Origin of the sequence: Gordonia sp. i37 (assembly GCF_002043085.1) — a bacterium.
In the GTDB taxonomy this organism is placed as follows: Bacteria; Actinomycetota; Actinomycetes; order Mycobacteriales; family Mycobacteriaceae; genus Gordonia; species Gordonia polyisoprenivorans.
The window spans coordinates 1-18,996 of the sequence record NZ_MVPX01000589.1 but is presented as its reverse complement, the minus strand read 5'-3'; the positions used below and the strand labels follow the sequence as shown (position 1 = coordinate 18,996).

The 18,996-nt window shown below is 63.0% G+C and carries 19 protein-coding genes and 1 pseudogene; 11 read left to right on the top strand and 9 right to left on the bottom strand.

Annotation, left to right across the window (positions count from 1 at the left end; all coding sequences use genetic code 11):
• The coding region (locus B1964_RS28505; RefSeq protein WP_079932192.1) for a glycosyltransferase at positions 1-956 on the top strand (956 nt) is incomplete at its 5' end.
• Here B1964_RS28505 and B1964_RS28500 read toward each other — a convergent pair.
• On the bottom strand, positions 928-1,344 hold the full coding sequence (locus tag B1964_RS28500) for a VOC family protein (protein ID WP_079932190.1): 417 nt from the start codon (positions 1,342-1,344) through the stop codon (positions 928-930). The genes B1964_RS28505 and B1964_RS28500 overlap by 29 nt on opposite strands.
• Positions 1,345-1,461: 117 nt before the next feature.
• Here B1964_RS28500 and B1964_RS28495 point away from each other — a divergent pair, with 117 nt between their 5' ends.
• Positions 1,462-1,878, top strand: a complete 417-nt coding sequence (locus B1964_RS28495) for a hypothetical protein (RefSeq protein WP_079932189.1) — start codon at positions 1,462-1,464, stop codon at positions 1,876-1,878.
• 309 nt (positions 1,879-2,187) lie between these two features.
• Here B1964_RS28495 and B1964_RS28490 read toward each other — a convergent pair whose 3' ends face one another.
• Positions 2,188-2,871 (bottom strand): NAD(P)H-binding protein, encoded by a 684-nt coding sequence (locus B1964_RS28490; protein WP_079932188.1) that lies wholly within the window; start codon positions 2,869-2,871, stop codon positions 2,188-2,190.
• Between the two features lie 38 nt (positions 2,872-2,909).
• Here B1964_RS28490 and B1964_RS28485 point away from each other — a divergent pair, with 38 nt between their 5' ends.
• The 6 genes and pseudogenes from B1964_RS28485 (at position 2,910) to B1964_RS28460 (ending at position 9,261) form a co-directional block, all read left to right on the top strand.
• A complete protein-coding gene (locus B1964_RS28485) occupies positions 2,910-3,563 on the top strand; it encodes a TetR/AcrR family transcriptional regulator (RefSeq protein ID WP_079932187.1) in 654 nt (217 codons plus the stop codon).
• 183 nt (positions 3,564-3,746) lie between these two features.
• Positions 3,747-4,639 (top strand): annotated as a pseudogene (locus B1964_RS28480) (IS3 family transposase).
• Between the two features lie 376 nt (positions 4,640-5,015).
• Complete coding sequence (locus B1964_RS28475; RefSeq protein WP_079932186.1) at positions 5,016-6,359, top strand: aromatic ring-hydroxylating dioxygenase subunit alpha; 1,344 nt, start codon at positions 5,016-5,018, stop codon at positions 6,357-6,359.
• A 10-nt stretch (positions 6,360-6,369) separates the two neighbouring features.
• Positions 6,370-6,930: a 3-phenylpropionate/cinnamic acid dioxygenase subunit beta gene (locus B1964_RS28470; protein ID WP_216354298.1), complete on the top strand. Its 561-nt coding sequence runs from the start codon at positions 6,370-6,372 to the stop codon at positions 6,928-6,930.
• Positions 6,931-7,008: 78 nt separating this feature from the next.
• On the top strand, positions 7,009-8,193 hold the full coding sequence (locus B1964_RS28465) for an FAD-dependent oxidoreductase (protein ID WP_079932185.1): 1,185 nt from the start codon (positions 7,009-7,011) through the stop codon (positions 8,191-8,193).
• Between the two features lie 36 nt (positions 8,194-8,229).
• The gene (locus B1964_RS28460; protein ID WP_366664302.1) at positions 8,230-9,261 is read left to right on the top strand and encodes an aldo/keto reductase; all 1,032 of its coding nucleotides are present in this window, start codon (positions 8,230-8,232) and stop codon (positions 9,259-9,261) included.
• A gap of 86 nt (positions 9,262-9,347) precedes the next feature.
• Here the strand turns inward: B1964_RS28460 and B1964_RS28455 are convergent, their stop codons facing one another.
• The 6 genes from B1964_RS28455 to B1964_RS28430 all read right to left on the bottom strand — a co-directional run bounded on the left by B1964_RS28455 (position 9,348) and on the right by B1964_RS28430 (position 15,164).
• Positions 9,348-10,175 carry an IclR family transcriptional regulator gene (locus B1964_RS28455; RefSeq protein ID WP_216354297.1) on the bottom strand — a complete coding sequence of 276 codons (828 nt, stop codon included), beginning with the start codon at positions 10,173-10,175 and terminating at the stop codon, positions 9,348-9,350.
• A 248-nt stretch (positions 10,176-10,423) separates the two neighbouring features.
• On the bottom strand, positions 10,424-10,753 hold the full coding sequence (locus B1964_RS28450) for a non-heme iron oxygenase ferredoxin subunit (RefSeq protein WP_079932182.1): 330 nt from the start codon (positions 10,751-10,753) through the stop codon (positions 10,424-10,426).
• Between the two features lie 34 nt (positions 10,754-10,787).
• Entirely contained in the window at positions 10,788-12,176 is a 1,389-nt protein-coding gene (locus B1964_RS28445; RefSeq protein WP_253194256.1) for an MFS transporter, read from the bottom strand.
• A gap of 98 nt (positions 12,177-12,274) precedes the next feature.
• Positions 12,275-13,300 (bottom strand): 4-hydroxy-2-oxovalerate aldolase, encoded by a 1,026-nt coding sequence (dmpG, locus tag B1964_RS28440; RefSeq protein ID WP_079932180.1) that lies wholly within the window; start codon positions 13,298-13,300, stop codon positions 12,275-12,277.
• Positions 13,297-14,259 (bottom strand): acetaldehyde dehydrogenase (acetylating), encoded by a 963-nt coding sequence (locus B1964_RS28435; RefSeq protein WP_079932179.1) that lies wholly within the window; start codon positions 14,257-14,259, stop codon positions 13,297-13,299. Before B1964_RS28435 ends, dmpG begins: the two co-directional genes overlap by 4 nt.
• Entirely contained in the window at positions 14,256-15,164 is a 909-nt protein-coding gene (locus tag B1964_RS28430) for a fumarylacetoacetate hydrolase family protein (protein ID WP_079932178.1), read from the bottom strand. The genes B1964_RS28435 and B1964_RS28430 overlap by 4 nt, the downstream gene beginning before the upstream one ends.
• Positions 15,165-15,360: 196 nt before the next feature.
• Here B1964_RS28430 and B1964_RS28425 point away from each other — a divergent pair, with 196 nt between their 5' ends.
• The 3 genes from B1964_RS28425 to B1964_RS28415 all read left to right on the top strand — a co-directional run bounded on the left by B1964_RS28425 (position 15,361) and on the right by B1964_RS28415 (position 17,874).
• Positions 15,361-16,263 (top strand): VOC family protein, encoded by a 903-nt coding sequence (locus tag B1964_RS28425; protein WP_079932177.1) that lies wholly within the window; start codon positions 15,361-15,363, stop codon positions 16,261-16,263.
• 93 nt (positions 16,264-16,356) lie between these two features.
• Positions 16,357-17,295, top strand: a complete 939-nt coding sequence (locus B1964_RS28420; protein WP_253194255.1) for an alpha/beta hydrolase — start codon at positions 16,357-16,359, stop codon at positions 17,293-17,295.
• 114 nt (positions 17,296-17,409) lie between these two features.
• Positions 17,410-17,874 carry a nuclear transport factor 2 family protein gene (locus B1964_RS28415; protein WP_079932175.1) on the top strand — a complete coding sequence of 155 codons (465 nt, stop codon included), beginning with the start codon at positions 17,410-17,412 and terminating at the stop codon, positions 17,872-17,874.
• Positions 17,875-18,123: 249 nt separating this feature from the next.
• On the opposite strand, the gene B1964_RS28410 is transcribed toward B1964_RS28415, so the two are convergent.
• Complete coding sequence (locus B1964_RS28410; RefSeq protein WP_216354296.1) at positions 18,124-18,909, bottom strand: DsbA family oxidoreductase; 786 nt, start codon at positions 18,907-18,909, stop codon at positions 18,124-18,126.
• Between the last annotated feature and the right edge of the window lie 87 nt (positions 18,910-18,996).

The window sequence follows — 18,996 nt, the reverse complement described above, 5'->3', positions numbered from 1 at the left end:
CCGGCGGCTACCGGCTGGCCCCACCACGACGTGTGGCCGACATTCTTGCGACGCTGCGACCGGATGCCATCGAGGTGTCGGACCGACTCACGTTGCGCGGCTTCGGAAATTGGGCCCGACGCCGTGACATCCACTCGACGATGGTGTCGCACGAGCGACTCGATCGACTCCTCGGCCTGATGCTGCCGGCCGCCGCGGCCCGAGCGCTCGCCGACCGCGCCAACCGTGCCACCGCGGACAACTACGACGCAGTGGTGTGCACCACCGCATTTGCCGCCACCGAGTTCGAGAAGATCGGTGCGCACAACCTCGTTCGCGTACCGCTCGGCGTCGACCTCGACCTGTTCGATCCGCGCCGGCTCGATCCCGAACTGCATCAGCGGTGGACCGAACCGAATGCCGCGTTGCTGGTGCACTGCGGTCGGCTGTCGGTGGAGAAGCGCGCCGACCGCAGCATCGCCGCGGTGGCCCGACTGGACCGCGCCGGGATACCCGCGCATCTCGTCGTCGCCGGAGACGGGCCGATGCGAACGGCGTTGCAGCACAGCGCACGTGGTCGCGGCTTACCGGTGACCTTTCTCGGTCACGTCCCCGATCGCGGGCAGGTGGCGGCGTTGTTGGCCAGCACCGACGTCTCGTTGGCGCCCGGTCCGCACGAAACCTTCTGCCTGGCCGCACTCGAATCGCTCGCATCGGGGACGCCCGTCGTCGCCTCCCGCTCGTCCGCGGTCAACGAACTCGTCGACGACACCTGCGGTGCTGTCGCCGAGAACTCCGGTGCCGCTTTCGCTTCCGCGATCGGGCGGGTGATGACGGTGCCGCGTGCGCAGCGTGAACGTGCTGCTCGGCAGCGGGCCGCCGCCTTCGCGTGGCCCGAGTCGGTGCGGCGGATGCTCGCGGTTCATCTCGGCGCATCCGACCCCGTGCTCAGGAGTCGGCCGTATCGCCCTGCATGACAGCCGGATCCATCCACGCGATCTGCCACGAGTGGCCGTCGGGGTCGTCGAAGCTGCGGCCGTACATGAAGCCGTGGTCCTCGGTGTCACCCGGCTTGGCGCCGGCTGCGATCGCCCGGTCGACCATGGCGTCGACGGCGTCGCGGGACTCGCCGTCGAGGCAGATGATGCACTCCTTGGTGGTCGTCGCGTCAGCGGTGGTCGCGGGATGGAAGGAACCGAAGAAGTCGCGTGTGAGGAGCATCGCGACGAAGCTCTCGCCGAGGACCACGGTGATCGCGTTCTCGTCGGAGAACTTCTCGTTGATGCTGTAGCCGAGGTCGGTGAAGAACTTCCGCGAGCGGGCGAGGTCGTCCACGGGCAGGTTCAGGAACATCATGGTGTGCATCGGGGGTCTCCTGCGGTTTTGTGCGGTGTCCTGTGCCGGACAGGGTCACACAGGTAGAGCCGACGCCGTGGCCGAAGTCATCGCGACTCGGCGCCGCATGAGTGGTTAGCCTTAGGTGTGGTCTATCTTTCACTCCTCGTCGCCGTTGTTGCGGTGGGCGGGTGGGTGCTGTCGTATCGGCGGACGGCGCAGGTGCGGCGCGACCCCGACCTCTTCGTCGCGCTGGCAGACCTGAACGACGATGCCGCAGTGTCGGGCAGGGAGGTGCGTGCGGCCGCGGTCATCGAGGAGAAGCATCATCTCGAGGCTCGCGCCGCCTGGCCGTCGGGTGCGGTCGTTGCGTTGGATGTGGGGGCGGCGGTCCTCATCGTCCAGGACCCATCCAACACCGTCGCCGGTGGCCGACTGTGGTGGCTGACAAGCGAATTGCTGACGCTGGCAGCCTGCTCGGCGATCTGGACGGTATGGTGTGTCCATCGTGCGTCCCGCCTGGCGGTAGGGCAACGGCCCTTACCTCGCCGGCCTCAGGGCTGAGCGGCTGGGTCGCTTCGGCGTCGACGGTGCGCTCATGTGCATCGATCAGGCGCTGATTTGCGTCGACCGGGTACCGAGTTCACCTCGACCGTACCGCGCGTTCGGCGATGGCCACCACCAGTCGCCGCGTCGCGAACCGACTCGAGCCTGCGCTGAGAGGATCGTGGCGCCCCGCTGCTCTTCTTCGTGGCCCTGCCCTGCCTGTCGGTGACCGTGCGGCCCACCGAAACGCCATGCCAAACCAACACCGGGAACGTCGACGGCGTCGATGCGGCGCACGTTCCCGCGTGGTTTGCGGAGAACTCGCGCTCAGTACGCGACGGCGATGTGTGCGCGTGGGTACTTACCGGCTTCGGCTTCATCGATGAGTGCGACGGCGAAGTCAGCGCCCCCGATGGCAGATACGCCTGCGGCATCGGCCAGAACAGTACCGTCGGTACCAATCCGATACTGCCCTGTCGCCTCACCCGGGACATGTGCCCCGAATTCCAGACCCGGCGAGAAGAAGGTCCAGTTCAGGTCGTCTTTCCGGTCGAGCAAGTCGAGCAGGATTGCATTCATCTGCGATGCCTCGTTGATGAGGGCGGCCAGTTGGCCGTCGAGCTCGGCTTCGGTCGCGGGCGGGAAGCCGGCGTCGATGATCCGCGGTCCGTCAGCTTCTTGGCGTAGCGAGCTGTAGCCGCCGACTACGAGGAGCCGGGACCCCGCTGCACCAACCAGGTCGGCGATGCGCCGGTCAACATCGCCGAGCTTGCCGTCGAGTTCCCCCCGAGGTGACAGCGCCGAAATCACCACGTCCGCACCCGCGACGACTCCAGCAAGCTGCTGGTCATCGAGGACGTCTACTTTGCGGTACTCCACGTTGTCGGCGGCGGTCGCTGACCGGTCCGCGCTACGGCTGGCCACGATCACCTGATGTCCGCGCCGAGCCGCTTCGGCGGCGATGAACCCGCCTGCATAACCGGTTCCACCAACTACAGCGATGGTCGTCATCGTTACTCCAAGTCGTTCGAGTCGAGTGTACTCAGTCCATGACCGAGCGCGCACACAAGTTGAGGCACGCCCTCATCTCAAGCCTAGGTATCCTGAGACTATTCCTCAAGTTAGGTGAATCACCCATGCCCACAGCAAAGCGCCGCGACGCCCGACTCAACGCGGAACGCCTCCGCAACGCCGCGTTGACAACATTCATGGCGCGCGGCATCGATGCACCGCTGGAAGACGTCGCTCGGGAGGCTGGAGTCAGCATCGGAACCCTCTACAACCACTATCGGAATCGTGAATGCCTGCTCGATGAGGTGCTGCCGATGGCAGCTCAGGCCCAGTGGGATCGGATCCGCGCGGCCGTCGCGCAGAGCAATGGTCCCGCCGAGCGCTTCGAGCGCTACCTGGTCACCCTCTTTGACGTGCAGCGCACCGACCGCCTCCTGTCCGACGTGCTCTCGACTCCGGTTCCACTACCCGACCAGGTCGCAAACTCCTGCGCCCAGGTCATGGAGTTGGGCGCCACTCTGCTGACCGATACCCATGAGGCCGGCTACCACACCGCGTTTGCCAGTGCCGATGCCCTGACCGCGCTGATCCAAGCCAACAGTGTCGTACATCGGTCGGGTGCCCCACTGGGGTGGGAAGAATTCCTACGCTCGGTCGCAACGCCGTATCGCCGTCCGGCCGAATCAGCCTGAATTGCGAGGGTACGGGGAGCCAGGTCCGATCGAGTGCGAACTCTGCAATTTCTCACGCTGGAACTTGTCAAGGGGTTTGAGACCTGCGTGTGTTAGGCCGCTACTGGGTTTGGCGGCTGGTCGTCCTCCTGAATCGCCCTGGAAATCTCAGAGGCTCCTGACCTTGGAAACGAGGATGGAGTCATGCCGAAGGAACAGTCTGCTGGGAAGCCGACCGCACGCCGCTATAGCCCGGAGGAGAAGGTCGCCGCGGTGCGGATGGTCCGGAGTCTGAGGGCTGAGCTGGGCACCGAGCAGGGCACGGTCGCGCGGGTTGCCCGCCAGCTCGGATACGGAGTCGAGTCGGTGCGGTCCCGGGTCCGTCAGGCCGACATCGACGAAGGCCTGGCGCCAGGGGTTCCACCGCGGAGTCCGCGCATATCAAAGAGCTTGAGCAGGATAACCGAGAACTCAAGCGCGCCAACGAGATTCTGAAACAAGCAGCCAGTTTCTTGTCCGGCGGTGCACGATGCGCCAACACAAGAAATAGTCGCCGTCATCGACGCCACCAGAGGCGACTTCGGGGTCGAGCCCATCTGCACCGTCCTGCGCACCGCAGGGGTGTCGATGGTCCCGAGCACCTACTACGACGCCAAGACCCGCGCACCGTCGGCACGCGCCCAACGCGACGCGGAGCTGGGCCCGCGCTGGTGACGCTGTGGGAGGACAACTACAAGGTCTACGGGGGCCCGCAAGCTGTGGAAAGCCGCCGGTCGAGCCGGGAACGACGTGGGCCGCGATCAGGTGGCCCGTCTGATGCGGGTGGCCGGCATCGAAGGGGCCCGGCGCGGCAAACGGGTCAAGACGACCCGGGCGGACCCCACCGCAGAAACTACAAGTCCGAGCTGATCTACGGGCCCGCCCGCAGCGGCCCGTGGAAGACCGTCGAGGACGTCGAACTGGCCACCCTGGGCTGGGTGCACTGGCACAACACCACCCGCCTCCACGGCTACCTCGACGACCTACCGCCGACCGAGTTCGAAGCCGCGTCCTACGATGCCCAACGGAGCGACCAACACCTGGTCGAAATCCAATAGCCCGAGCCTCCGGCAGAACCAGGGCGATTCAGAGTTCGGTTCCGCTCATTTACGTGGCGTCGCTGGCTGTGTACGAGGAGGCGCGCGGCCAGCCCGGTGCGTCGATCAACTCCTTCGGCGACGCGCTGTGGTAACGCACGTGCTTCACGTGCCCCCGTCAAGATGGTGCGAAGCGTATCGGGGGGCTTCCGATGCACGCAGACGCGTTATCCGCAGTCGCTTGGCGTACCGCGAGTCGATTCGATGTGGTCGGTCCGGCATGTGGCACAGGTCCGTTGTTCACGTGCGCGGGGCAAACCTATGGTCCATGTCACATCGGGAATGGATAGACCCGATCTCTGCGAACAGCAGCCTGAGATGCCAAGGAGGCGCCGGTATGGCAGATGTCGCTCACCACGTGGACATGGATGAAGGATTGGTGAATGCCGCCATCTTCTCTGATCCAGCGATTTACAGACAGGAGCAGGAGAAGATCTTTGCCAGGTCGTGGTTGTTCCTGGCCCATGAAACACAGATTCCCAAGCCCGGGGACTTCTTCACCACCTGGATGGGTGGCGACCCGATTCTGGTTGTGCGCAAGCGCGATGGAACCGTCGGTGCCTATCTGAATGCGTGTCGCCATCGCGGAATGAAAGTGTGCCGGGCCGACTCCGGTAATGCGAAAGCGTTCACCTGCACTTACCACGGCTGGGCGTACGGAATGGACGGGTCGCTCGTGAACGTTCCGGGGCTGGAAGACGGCTACTTCAACGAGCTCGATACCTCCAAGAACGGGCTGGTACCGGTTACGCAGCTGGATCACTACAAAGGTTTGTACTTCGGCAACTGGGATCCGACAGCCCCATCGCTGCAGGAGTACCTGGGTGACTCGACCAAGTTCCTCGACGTGATGATCGATCGTCGAGAGGGCGGGGTCGAGGTTCTTCCGGGTATTCACAAATGGTCCTTCATTGGCAACTGGAAACTGGCCGCTGAACAGTTCGCGGGCGATGCCTATCACGGCCAAATGAGTCATGCATCGGCTGCCGCAGCAATGTTTGAAGTCAATCCTCCGTCAGCTGATGAGGGTGCCGGTAATCCATTCGGCAATGTGGTGGGATATCAGTATTCTGACCAGTGGGGGCATGGGACCGGATTCTCTTTCGATCCCCGCGGTCAGCTGTTCCCGGTGTTCTTCGCGTCGGAAGTATTGACCAACTACTACCGATCAACCCATGCCGAGCAAATCGAGCGTTTGGGCGCGCCGTTCGGATACCACACCTCACACAACAACATCTTCCCGAACCTGTCCTACCTGATGCCACAGAACAGCCTTCGCGTCTGGCATCCGCGCGGACCGAATGCCTTCGAGGTATGGGCACTCACCCTTGTCGACAAGGCTGCCCCGCCGGAAGTCAAAGAAGCACAGCGGATTCAATCGCAGCTCACCTTCAGTGCGGCTGGCCTCTACGAGCAGGACGATGGCGAGAACTGGAGCCAGATCGGCGAGAACCTTGGGCACGGCGGTACGGTCATCAACAGCCTCAAGCTCAACTACCAGATGGGGATCGGGCACCACGGACCAAGCGAGGACTATCCGGGCACAATCGGTAACGTACTCGTCGGAGAAGAGCCGCAACGCGCCTTCTATAGGCGCTGGGTGGAAATGATGGAATCCGACCAGTGGCCGATTCCCGAAGGCGACTGTGCTCCAACGCCACTCGCCGCCGGGCAGCAGTGAGGAGATTGATGTGACACTACAGGATGCCGCACTGCCGGAGGCGCCGAGTGTAGAACTGGGAGTCGACGCCGCCACGCACTACGAGATCAGCCAGTTCCTCTATCTGGAAGCTCGACTGCTCGATGAGCGGAGGTTCGAGGAATGGTTCGTGCTGCTCGCTGACGACCTGCGCTACTGGATGCCCGTTCGGTACAACAAGCTGTTACGCGAAATCGACAAGGAGACGTCCGCTTACGGCGAAGCCGCCAACTTCGAAGACGACAAGCAGAGTATGTGGCAGCGAGTCGTGCGACTGCGGACCGGAATGGCCTGGGCCGAGGATCCGCCCAGTCGTGCTCGGCACATCGTCACCAATATCGAAGCCAGGCCGAGCGAGGTCGTAGATGAATTCGAGGTCACGTCGTACTTCCTGACCTATCGCACTCGGGGCGAGAGCGAATGGGATATGTGGGTCGGTCGCCGGGACGACATCATTCGGCGAGTGGGCAAACAGCAGTGGCGGCTTGTGCGCCGCTCCATCCTTCTGGACCAGGCGACGCTGCTGTCGAAGAACCTCAGCGTCTTCTTCTGAGCAGACACCGCCACACCGCCGGTCGTGCCGCGACACTCTCGTTGGCACGACCGGCGGCCCATATCTGGAGATACCACTATGAGAGTCTTGATAGTCGGTGCGAGTCTCGCCGGATTCCGCACCGTCCAGTCACTTCGAGCTTTGGGCTCAGACGCGCAGATCACCATGATCGGCGACGAGATTCACCTCCCGTATGACCGACCCCCACTGTCGAAAGCTGTGCTGCTCGGCAAGGTGGAGACGCCAGAACTTGCGCTGGCCACCCCTGAGGAACTCGTCGATCTCGATGTCGACCTGCGGACGGGTGTCGAAGCCGTCGACCTGTCGGTGGCCGAACGAACGGTCACTATGCGGGACGGATCCAATCTATCTGCTGACAGTGTCGTGATAGCCACCGGTGCTCGTGCGCGCAATCTTGCGGGCACCGAGCATCTCTCGAATGTCTATGTGCTGCGTTCCTTGGACGATGCGCTCGCCATCCGCGACGCCATGAGTCGCGCCCGCAGGCTGGTGGTGATCGGCTCGGGTTTCATCGGATCGGAGGTCGCCTCGGTGGGCTGCGATCTGGGATTGGAAGTCACTGTCATAGAGGCGATGTCGACGCCGATGGCGCGTGTACTGGGCCCCCGGATAGGTGGCCTACTTGGTTCGTTTCACGGCGAGGCGGGCAGTGACTTGCTTTGTGGAGTGACGGTGGCGAGTTTCGTGGCCGATCACGGCGTCGCGCATGCCGTCGAACTTGCCGACGGCCGGTCGATCGCCGGTGACATTTTTGTCGTCGGCGTCGGGTCCTTGCCCAACACTGAGTGGCTACAGGGCTCGGGTATCGACATCGCCGACGGTGTGCTGTGCGATGACCGTGGTCGGGTCATCGGGGCGGGAGGGGTGTACGCCGCCGGCGACGTCGCACGGTGGATGGTGCCGGGTCAGGGTGCCCCGATTCGGACTGAGCATTGGACTGCGGCGGGTGAGGAAGCGGCCGTCATCGCTGCGAATATTGTCGGGGCGGAATCGGTACCGAATTCCGTGCCGTATGTGTGGTCGGACCAGTTCGGTCATCGGATCCAGGTGATCGGTAGACCCGGTCCGCAGCATGACGTGCACCTGCTCAGTGACCGCTCGTCGGGAGTGGCGGCGCTCACCGGCGTCGACGGCGTGGTCACCGGTGCGGTCGTGGTGGACCAACCGAAGATGTTCGGAAAGTTGCGGCGTCTGGTGGTTGGGGCGGCGCCGTGGATCGATGCGGTAGCCGCCTACCCGTAGATCGCCAATCCCTATGTCACACAGTTTCTTAGATCGATGGGAGTCAGAATGCAGTACCAGCTATTGGGGCGGAGCGGAGTGCGGGCGTCGCGCATCGCATTGGGCACAGCCCTACTCGGACTTGCCCCGTCTGGGCCGGATGCGGAAAAGCTTGTGCACGCGGCGATCGACCACGGTATCAATGTTTTCGATTGTGCCAATACGTACGGTAACCGGCCGGCGTTTGATCGTCCTGGACTTCCGCCGGCATCGGAACGGCGCTACGCCGAGGAAGTATTGGGCGAGGCGCTGCGTGGCCGGCGCGATGACGTGCTGGTGTGTACCAAGGTGGGCGAACCTGTCGGTGACGGCGTCAACGACGGCGGACTGACGATTCCCGGGCAGGTGAATACCGGTGGCGGTTTGAGCCGATTTCATATCATGCGTGAGGTCGATCGTTCGCTGACTCGGCTCGGCACCGACCACATCGACATCTACCACCTTCATCATCCGGATCCGGATACTCCAATTCTGGAGACGCTGGACACCTTGGATTCCCTTGTGCAGCAGGGAAAAATTCGATACGTCGGGCTGTCGGATCACCTTGGTTGGCAGATGACGCAGGCGGTGATGGTGGCAGATTCCCACAGTCTGCCTCGGCCGATACTGAACCAAATTCACTACAACATGATCAGCCGCGGACCCGAAGTTGAAGTAGTCCCGGCCGCAAGCGAATTGGGGGTCTCCTTGACCTGCTTCAGTCCGCTTGCCGGCGGTGCGTTGGCGGGTGCCGAGGTCCTGGACCGTTCGCACGCGGGGATGAAACGGTTTGGGGTGCCGTTCGCGTTCACCGATACTCAGCGGCGCGTCGCGGTCGAATTGTCGGGCCTGGCCCGACGTTGGGGGGTGGCACCTGCGCATTTGGCGATGCAGTGGCTGTGGAGTCGCCCTGGCGTTGCGACTGCCATCATCGGTCCCGAGTCGGTCGACGAGCTCGATTCTGCGGTCGAGGCGTTCGGAGTGACGCTCGACGCTGAGCAGTTCGCAGAACTCGATTCAGTGGGGCGTGTGGACATCGATCCTTGGTGACAGTCTGGCTGTTCCGATCCTCATCGACGCTATTCTGATCGACCTCGCCGCCATTGATGTCGCGGCGGGGTCGATTTCAAGTAGATCTAATCTCGATTGGGTTGGGTGCGCTGTGGCTCCAGCCACGGCATCACGGTTGTGGAGATCATGTGGGCAGCCCGAACCACCGCCCGGGCGTGCACCTTCTCATCGAAATGGAATGACGATGACGACACCGATACTGCGGCGACGACGTGTTTGTCGACGTCAAAGATCGGTGCGGCGACGCAGGTGAGTCCCAGTTCGGCGCCTTCTCGATCGAAGGCCACTCCGGAGGCTCGCGCTGCTTTCAACTCATTCAGCAGTAGGCCCGGTTGGATCGTGCTCCTGGAGGTCATCGCCGCTAGCGGCTGGGACGCGAGGCGGCGAACGATGCCGGGCCCGCTGAAGGCGAGCATGGCCTTTCCCAGGGCGACGCACGACGCCGGGAGGCGGCCGCCGACGTGCGACGGCGTCGTTGGTGAGCGGTGACCGAAAATCTTCTCGATGTACAAGACTTCGTCACCCTCAAGGATGCCGAGGTTGACCGTCTGGTGGGTCTGTTCGTATAGGTCTTCCAAGAAGGGCAGGGCGCGTTCGCGAAGGTTGAGCGACGCCGGTCGGCTGGTCGCTGCGCCCAATTCGAAGAGCCGAAGCCCAAGAAGGTAGTCGGTTCCGCGGCGTTCGACGATCCCGGCGTCGGTCAGCACGGACAGCAGTCGGTAGGCGGTGGACTTGGGGATGCCGACCCGCCGCGCCAGGTCGGTCAGCCCGGCTTTGGAACCGACCGATGCGAGTGCATTGAGTAGGGCCAATGCCTTCTGGACTGAATTGAGCGAGTTATCGGGGTGGAGTCCGTGATCGTGCGTCTCGTCCGCGGGTATGACGGACTGCACGGCCGCCATAGCGGACGACAGGACATCCGGATTGGCAGTGTGAGGGTCGCGAGGGCGGTGGGTAGCCGCCGTCATTCGCTGTGCCCCGGTTTGTGGGTTTCGGTGCGGGGGTCCTGGCGGATGGCGCGCATGCGGCGGCTGCTTAGATTGGGATGGCGACTGTGATGCGAACTGCTACACATGACACAATGTTACTCAGGACACGTTGACGCGTCAACAATATCCGCCTGCTACCCGTCATCCGTTTGTCACCCGTCGCGGTACGGCCGGTCGCCGATGTCGATGTAGACGCCATCGTCGCCGATTTTCACGTCGAACGTCGCAAGGGGTGTGGTTGCGGGAAGTGACAGGTTTCGCCCGTCGCGGACACAGAACTTGGCGAAGTGAAAACCGCATTCCACCTGGTCGCCAGTGAGGTAGCCATCCTCTGAGAGCGATGACTCGGCGTGGGAACAGGTGTCATCGGTGGCGTAGAACTCGTCACCGACGCGATAGAGCGCAATCGGGGGCAGAGTGTGGATGCGGCGTGCGTCGCCGTCGTCCAACTCGTCTACTCCGCAGGCAAGCAGCCAGGTCATGAGGGCACTCCTTTTCGTCGTTTGGTCAAGAAGCTCACGGTTCGAGCTCGATGTGAGGGGTGGGGGGTTCGCGGTCCACCGTGTCACCAATGGGTGTACTTGACGTGCCGAGCAACCAGACCAGCACCGCGCCGATCATGATGATTGCCGCTGAAGCCACGAAACCTGCTGAATAGCCGTCGATCTGCGCGGCAATCGACGGATCGTCCTCGAAACTGATCGACGTGGCGGCGATCGTGGCCAGCAGGGCCGGGCCGACCGCGCCACCCACCTGCTGCATCACGTTGACCAGCGCGGAGCCGGCCCCGATGTCGTCGGTGTCCAGACCCATGGTCGCCACATTCATCGCGACTGTGGTGGCGATACCTTGGCCGAACCCGAAAATCAGCAGTGGCACAAGGATATCTGGAGCGTACTGGGTGTATGGGCTGATGCGGGTCAAAGCGATCAGTGCGCCGCCGGCGATCAGCATGCCGACCGTCGCCGCCCCGCGCGCTCCGATGGTGCGCAGCAGGATCAATGATCCGGCGTTGGAGCCTACGATGATACCGACCACCATGGGCGCCATCGCGAATCCCGTTGCCACCGCGGAGTAGTTCATGACGTCCTGCAGCAGGTAGGTCATCATGAACATGAGGCCAAACGTCGAGATCGACGTGGTCAGTCGATTGAGGTACGCGGCCGAGCGCACCCGATTGCCCAACACTCGTAAGGCAAGCAATGGCGATTGGACACGCGACTCCACTATGAGGAACGCGACATAGCTGCATGCCGAGATCGCGAGAGTGCCGATCACGATGGGGGATGTCCACCCCGACCGCGATGCTTCCGTGAATCCGTACACCGTAGTGAAAAGCGCTACAGCAGAGAGGGTCACGCCGAAGGCATCGATGGGATGCCGTCGACCGGTCGGTGCTGCTCGCAGCCAGAAGAGTACTCCGACAATGGTCGTTGCCGACAGCAGGCAGGTGGCATACAAGGTCCAGCGCCACGACAGGTACTCAGTCAGGACGCCGCCGAGGACCGAGCCGGCAACCACTCCGATCCCGGTGACGGCCGCCAGGATGCCGAACGCCCGGGCGCGCTGGGTTCCAGTGGGAAAGTTCGACGACAGTGCAGCCAGCACGGTGGGTGCGAGGAGGGCGGCAAAGACGCCCTGCAGCGTGCGGGCAGTGACCAGCATGCCGAATCCCTTTGCGGCACCGCCGAGTCCGGATGCCAGGCAGAAGCCGACCAGGCCGATCAGTGCTGCCCGACGATAACCAATGGTTTGGGCGATTCGTCCGCCCACAAGCAGGAGTGTCCCGAAGGTCAGGGCGTATGCGGTGACCACCCACGATGACAGACTCTGCGTGTATCCGAGATCACGCTGGATCGACGGGAGTGCCACATTGGTGATGGTGTTCTCCACGACGACCACCATTTGGACCGCGGATACCGTCAGCAGAACTCCCCATGCGAACTTCTCTGGGAGCAAGTCGAACTCGGATAGCACGTCCTGTGGTCGCGCTTGTCGACTTGTCATCGTATGGATGCCGCAAGATCAGCGGTGAGTTCCAGTGCGATGTCGATGATCATGTCTTCCTGTCCGCCGACCAGACGGCGGCGCCCGCATTCGAGCAAAATGTCACGGGTATCGAGGCCGAATCGGCGCGCCGCAGTCTCGGCGTGCCGCAGGAAGCTTGAATACACGCCCGCGTAGCCGAGCGAAAGGGTCTCGCGGTCAACGCGAACCGGCCGATCCTGCAGTGGGCGAACGAGATCGTCGGCGGCATCTTGGAGTGCAAAGAGGTCGCAACGGTGCTCGAAGTCGGAAAGGTTGGCGACCGCCACGAAGGCCTCGATCGGGCAGTTCCCCGCGCCGGCACCCTGCCCGGCGAGCGAGGCATCGACCCGATAGACGCCGTTCTCCACCGCGACCACTGAATTGGCAACTGACAGTGAGAGGTTCTCATGCGCGTGAATGCCGATCTGAGTGTCGTCGTCGAGTACGTCACGATAGGCGCGTACCCGGGCGACCACATCTGACATGGTCAACCGGCCGCCGGAGTCGGTCACATAGACACATTGGGCCCCATACGATTCCATTAGCCGCGCCTGGTTGGCGAGCTGCTCGGGAGATGCCATGTGCGACAGCATCAGAAAACCGGACACGTCCATGCCGAGGTCGCGGGCCGCGTCGATGTGTTGTGCCGAGATATCGGCTTCGGTGCAGTGGGTGGCAATCCGTACCGATGTGACACCGAGTTCGTGTGCAAGCCGGAGGTCTTCGACGGTGCCGACGCCGGGGAGCAGGAGCGTGGTCAAGCGCGCCCTGGAGATGACCGATGCGGCCGCTTCAATCCATGCCCAATCCGAGTGCGAGCCGGGACCGTAGTTCAGTGAGCCGCCCGACAACCCATCTCCGTGTGCGACTTCGATGGCGTCGACGCCGGCCGAGTCGAGTGCGGTGACAATCTCCGCGACGTGTGCGGTCGACAGTTGGTGACGGACGGCGTGCATACCGTCGCGGAGTGTGACGTCTTGAATGTAGATCGGTGTACTCATCGTCCGCCTGTCAGTGGGGAAGTCAGCAGTGCTGCAATGCGTTCGCCGGTCCGAAGGGCGGCGGAGGTCATGATGTCGAGATTGCCGGCGTATGCGGGTAGGTAGTGGGCGGCGCCCTCCACCTCGAGAAACACCGAAACCTGATGTGTCGGACGGGTTGCACCGAGCGGTAGGAGCGTTTCCACGGTCTGGTCGGCGGGAACCTCCGCTATCTGAACCTCTTGTTTCAGTCGGTAACCGGGCACGTAGGCCGACACGGCAGCAACCATGGTCGCAATTGATTCCCGGATACTTTCGCGGGTGGCGACATCTGGCGCTTCGATGAGGGCAAAAACTGTGTCACGCATGATGAGTGGAGGGTCGGCGGGATTGAGGATGATGATGGCTTTGCCGCGCGCGGCACCGCCGACCGCGACGATGGCCGCCGAGGTTGTTTCAGTGAACTCATCGATATTGGCCCGGGTGCCCGGGCCCGCCGACGCGGACGCAATCGATGCCACGATCTCGGCGTAGGGGACCGGTGCTTCGGCGCTGATCGCCGCGACGATGGGGATGGTGGCCTGTCCGCCGCAGGTCACCATGTTGACGTTGGTCGCCCCTATGTGCTGATCCAGGTTGACAGCGGGCACCACGTAGGGGCCGATAGCGGCAGGCGTGAGGTCGACCAAGCGTTTGCCGAAGGGTTCCAGACGTGCAGCGTTGAACTCGTGGGCCTTGGCGGAGGTGGCGTCGAAGATGATCTCGATGTCGTCGAAGTCGGGCAGGGAGATGAGTCCGTCGACGCCACTGTCGACGGCGGCGATACCCAGGCGGCGGGCGCGGGCGAGCCCATCGGACGACGGGTCGATTCCTACCAGCGCGGCTACCTCAAGGGTGTTGCTGGTCCGAAGGATCTTGATGAGTAAATCGGTGCCAATGTTTCCCGATCCGATGATTGCGACCTTCGTGGTGGTGTTCACTTGTCCTCCGGCTTGCGTGTGGCGGGTGGGAGTGCGGTCGGCTCGTCTGCGTCGTCGGAGTCGGGCGCTTCGGGGTTGTCGACCGCTGCGAATTGCACTGTGACAGCGCCAAGTCCGGTGAGGTCGGCGCGGACCGAGGCGCCGGGACGCACCGGAACCATGGGGCCAAGGGCGCCGGACAGTATCACCTGGCGGGCGCGCAATGGTTGACCGAAACACTGTGCCTGATTGGCTAACCACGTCACGGCGCGGATCGGGTCACCCAGGCATGCGCTGCCCGACCCGGTCGACACGACTTCGCGATCGACGGTCATCACCATGTCCACCTCTCGCGGCTCGACGTGGTCGATGGCGATGTGGCGTGGTCCAAGAACGAATGCGCCGGCCGAGGCGTTGTCGGCGACGGTGTCGGCGAGGGAGATATCCCAGTCGCGGATACGGCTGCCGCAGATTTCGAGCGCCGGTACCGCGTACGCGATGGCGTCGCGTACCTGGTCTTCGGTAATGGAGGTGCCAACCAGATCGGCGGCCAACACAAATGCGATCTCCGCTTCCACTCGTGGCTGCAGGACCGCGCCTGCCGGGATTTCGTCGCCGCCGAGGAACTCCATGTCGGAGTGCAAAAACCCGAAGTCGGGCTGGTCGACACCGAGTTGGGCCTGTACCGCTGCCGACGTGAGACCGATCTTGCGTCCGACGATGTGTGCGCCCGCTGAGACCCGCTCGCGGCTGACGAGTTCGGCCACCGAGTAGGCGACGGCGACATCGGTGCTTCCGATGAGGTCTCGCACCGGATCGCAGGGTGTGCCGGATCGGGCCGCCCGAACCAGCCGTCGTGCCGCTGATCGGACCGCATCCGGTTCTGAGTAGTGGGCGACCGTGGGGTCGGCGATGCTGTTGCTCATAGGCGACACCTTGGGCGAACCGGTAGTGACCAGGGAAGTGTGTTGTTCCGCTATGCGGTCCGGCCCAACCGAATGATGACGCCGCGAGTGATCGACAGACTTTTGGTCCGGCATGCGGAACGTGACGATTGTGACTTGATGCACGTATCCATAGCGTCGATCGAACCACCAAGTAATCGAACCGGAAGGTGCTGACATGACCCCGGAAGTCACATCACTCGGGTACCTCGTCATCACGGCAGAGGACCTACCAGCCTGGCGAGAATTCGCTGAATCCATTCTCGGACTCCAGGTTACGAGATCGCCCGACGGGACCGACGACGATGCGCTCTACCTACGGGTGGATGAGCGGAGTTGGCGGATCGCGGTTGAGCCCGGGAGCAACGGAGGCGTCGTCGGAATCGGCCTCGAAGTATCGACTCGCGAAGCTCTCGACAGTCTGCGAAAGCGACTGGCCAACAGCGGAACCCAGATCACCGAGGTGCCCGAGCTGGCGGCACGCCGCGGTGTTCTCGACGTTTTCACCGCGTTGGATCCGTCCGGGCACCCCATCGAGTTCTTCTATGGCGCCAAGAGCGATCGCGAGCCGTTCGTCTCGCCGCGCGGCGCGCATTTCGTCACCGGAACCCAGGGCCTCGGTCACATCGTGCTGTTTGTCGACGACCATGAGAAGACTCGCGAATTCTATGTGAACACTCTGGGTTTCCGCGTCAGCGACATGTTGATAATGGGGCCGGATTGCTCGTTCACCTCGCCCAACCCGCGGCATCACACCGTCGCCTTCGTGGCGCTACCGGGCGTGGAGCCCGCGTTGCAGCACCTCATGCTGGAAGTGGACGAGATCGACGCCGTCGGAAGGGCATTGGATCGAGTAGTCGACAACGATGTGCCGTTGAGTCTCACGCTGGGTCGGCATACCAATGACCACATGCTCTCGTTTTACTGCGAGAGCCCTTCCGGCGTGAAGGTCGAATACGGTTACGGCGGAATGCTCGTCGGTGGCGATCACACCACCGGCCACTTCGACGCCGCAAGCGTATGGGGTCATCGGCCGCCGCCGGGAGCCGAGGTCATGGACGGTTTGGGCGCCGAGGACTGACTCGTCCGGCCCGCTTCACTCTGCACCGACAACACCACCATAGAAAGTTTCACGATGACTTTGAATAACGAAGGAACTATCACTGTCCCCGGGATGCTGAGTCGGAACGTCCGACTGGCGAGCGGTGCGAACGCGCACTACATGACGTCCGGGGAAACGGGGCCCGCGGTGATCCTGCTGCACGGGGGCATCATCGGGTCATCGGCGTTGGCCGGGTTTCGATTCATGGCCCCGTTCTTGGGCGCCAATGGCTTTCGGGTCTATTGTCCGGATATGCCGGGGTTCGGTCTGACATCGGACTACGAGGACGCCTACCCGGCAGAGCATGGAAATGCCGCACATGTCGACTTCCTGCATGACTTCGTGACCGCGCTGTGTCTGGACAAGTTCCATATCTCGGGCAATTCGATGGGTTGCTTGAATTCGGTGAACTACACCGTCGCGCACCCCGAGCGGGTGCTGAGCTTCGCGCTCATTGCCGGCGGCGTGGGTGATCTCGTGCCGTCTCCGGACTTGCGCCCGGGTCGGGAGAGTCGGGAGCGCCCCAGCATCATGTCCTTCGACGGAACCCGGGAGTCGATGCGTGCAATGATGTCGGCCATCATCCTCGATGCATCCGCGGTGACCGATGATCTCGTCGACATGCGCACCGCCGCTGCGCTTCGTCATCAGGACTACTACGAGCGCCGCACCCTGTATGCCTTCGGTGGTGAGGACCCCGATATTTCAGCCCGTCTGTCCACCAAGGGTCGCTTGGACAAGTTGTCCATACCGGGGATCTATCTGTACGGGAAAGAAGACATCCTCGTTCCGCACGATGTGTTCGGATACCCGCAGGAGGATGCTCTCACGAATGTGCAGTTCTTCTACCCGGAGAAGACCGGGCACCAGGGCCAGACGGATCAGCCGGAACTCGTGAATCAGTTGTGGCTGGAGTTCTTCCGTGATGGAAAGGTCACTGCGGAGACAGCGCGGCGCGCGGGCGTATCGGATCGTCGAGACCCGTTGCCGGAACTTGTCGAGGTCGGCTAGCCGAAACAGCGCCCATCAACGGGTTGAACCCGGGAATAACTTGAGGTTGGCCCTCAGTTTAACTGGTTATGGGATGCGATCGGGACTCCGGTCGTGATAACGAGGAGGTTGCCCATGTCTGATCAAGAGGAACTCATTGCGCTGTCGGCGCGGTTCGCCGACGCGGTGACCAGGGTCGATGTCGACGCCTTCGCCGATGTCTGGTCGGACTCCGGTGTGTGGGTCATCGCCCCGCCGCTGGATGTCACGATGACCGGCTCGGGTGCGGAGCTCGCCGCAGGGTTTGCGGCAGGGGCTGAAGCGATGTGGGCTACGTTCATTCAGCAGGTCCACCAGGTTCTCGTCGAAGTCGACAGTGACAGTGCTACCGGACGTACGTACATCACCGAACTGGGCTATCGGCACGACGGGACGGGGCAGACGTTGCACGGTGTCTACGACGACGAGTATGTGCGTACCGCGACAGGCTGGAAGTTCGCCAAGCGTCACTTCAGCTACCTCTACTACGACCCGGCAACGCAGTTTGCCGGCCAGTTCTTTGTCAACGGCAAGCAGGTGGCGTCACCTCAAGGTAGCTAGAAACAAAGAGTAGTCGCCACAGCGGTTTCCGAATCCTTCAGAGATTCGGCAACCGCTGTGGTGTTGTGGTGCTTGGGCGCATTCAGGGATTCGGCTGTGGCTGGATCTGCGTTGCCTGCTCCCGGGGAATCGGCGTCTCGGTGGATGCTGGGACGCCGGCGTTGGGGATCTCGCAAATGCCGGTCTCCGCATCGCAGATCGCGGCAGGCCCCCCGACCAGTCGAAGGATGGGATGTGGTGTTTCGGCAGTCATCGGGTCGCCGCCTCTCTAACCGGGAACGCTTGTGCCAGTGCGGCGGCGTAGCCCTCGACGGATTGGGCTCCCTGAGCCGCGAGCTGATTGCCGAAGACCGCGAAAGGTACGCCTCGGACGCCGTACTCGCGTGCTTGGTCGATGTCGGCAGTCACCTCGTCGGAGTAGCGCTCGCTGGTCACGACGTCGCGCACCTCATCGGAATCAAGCCCGAGTTCTGTTGCCACCGAGATGAGGTCGTCGGCATCAAACGGATTCAGGGTGCCCTCGAAGAAGCGGTCTTGGACTGTCGAGTAGAACTCTGCGCCGACACCCTTCTCGGCGGCGTAGTGGGCGACCCGGTGGATTCCAAATGTGTTGCCGCTCAGTCGATCGAGCGAATACGGAAGACCGTCGGCGGCGGCCATCTGTTTAGCCTGTCCTTCCATCTGCATGAACTGTTCGGTGGTGACTCCGGGATGGGCACGGGCAAATGCCACAGGCATCGGCTCGGGCTGGGTTGCGGCCGCCGGGTTGAGCTCGAACGAGCGGAAGCGAACCTCGAAGCGATCGGCGTCGGGTCGCTGTGAAATCGCTTTGGCGAGACGGTTTTTGCCCATATAGCAGAAGGGGCATCCGACGTCGCTCCATACTTCGACGATGAACGGCTCGGTCGGCGTGGTGGGGGTGTTTGGTTGTGACATGGTGCTGGAGCCTTTCGTGCTTTCTCGGTCAACAGTCGTCAGAGTGCTTGGCGCTTGCTGGATCCGCGTATGTGGACCGGAGGTGTTCGGCGACGACATCGCCGATCTCGGCAAGGGTGTCGAGTTGGTCATCGGTCAGAAGGTCGATGAAGTTGGTGCGGACGGCCGCCAGATGTTTGGGCGCGG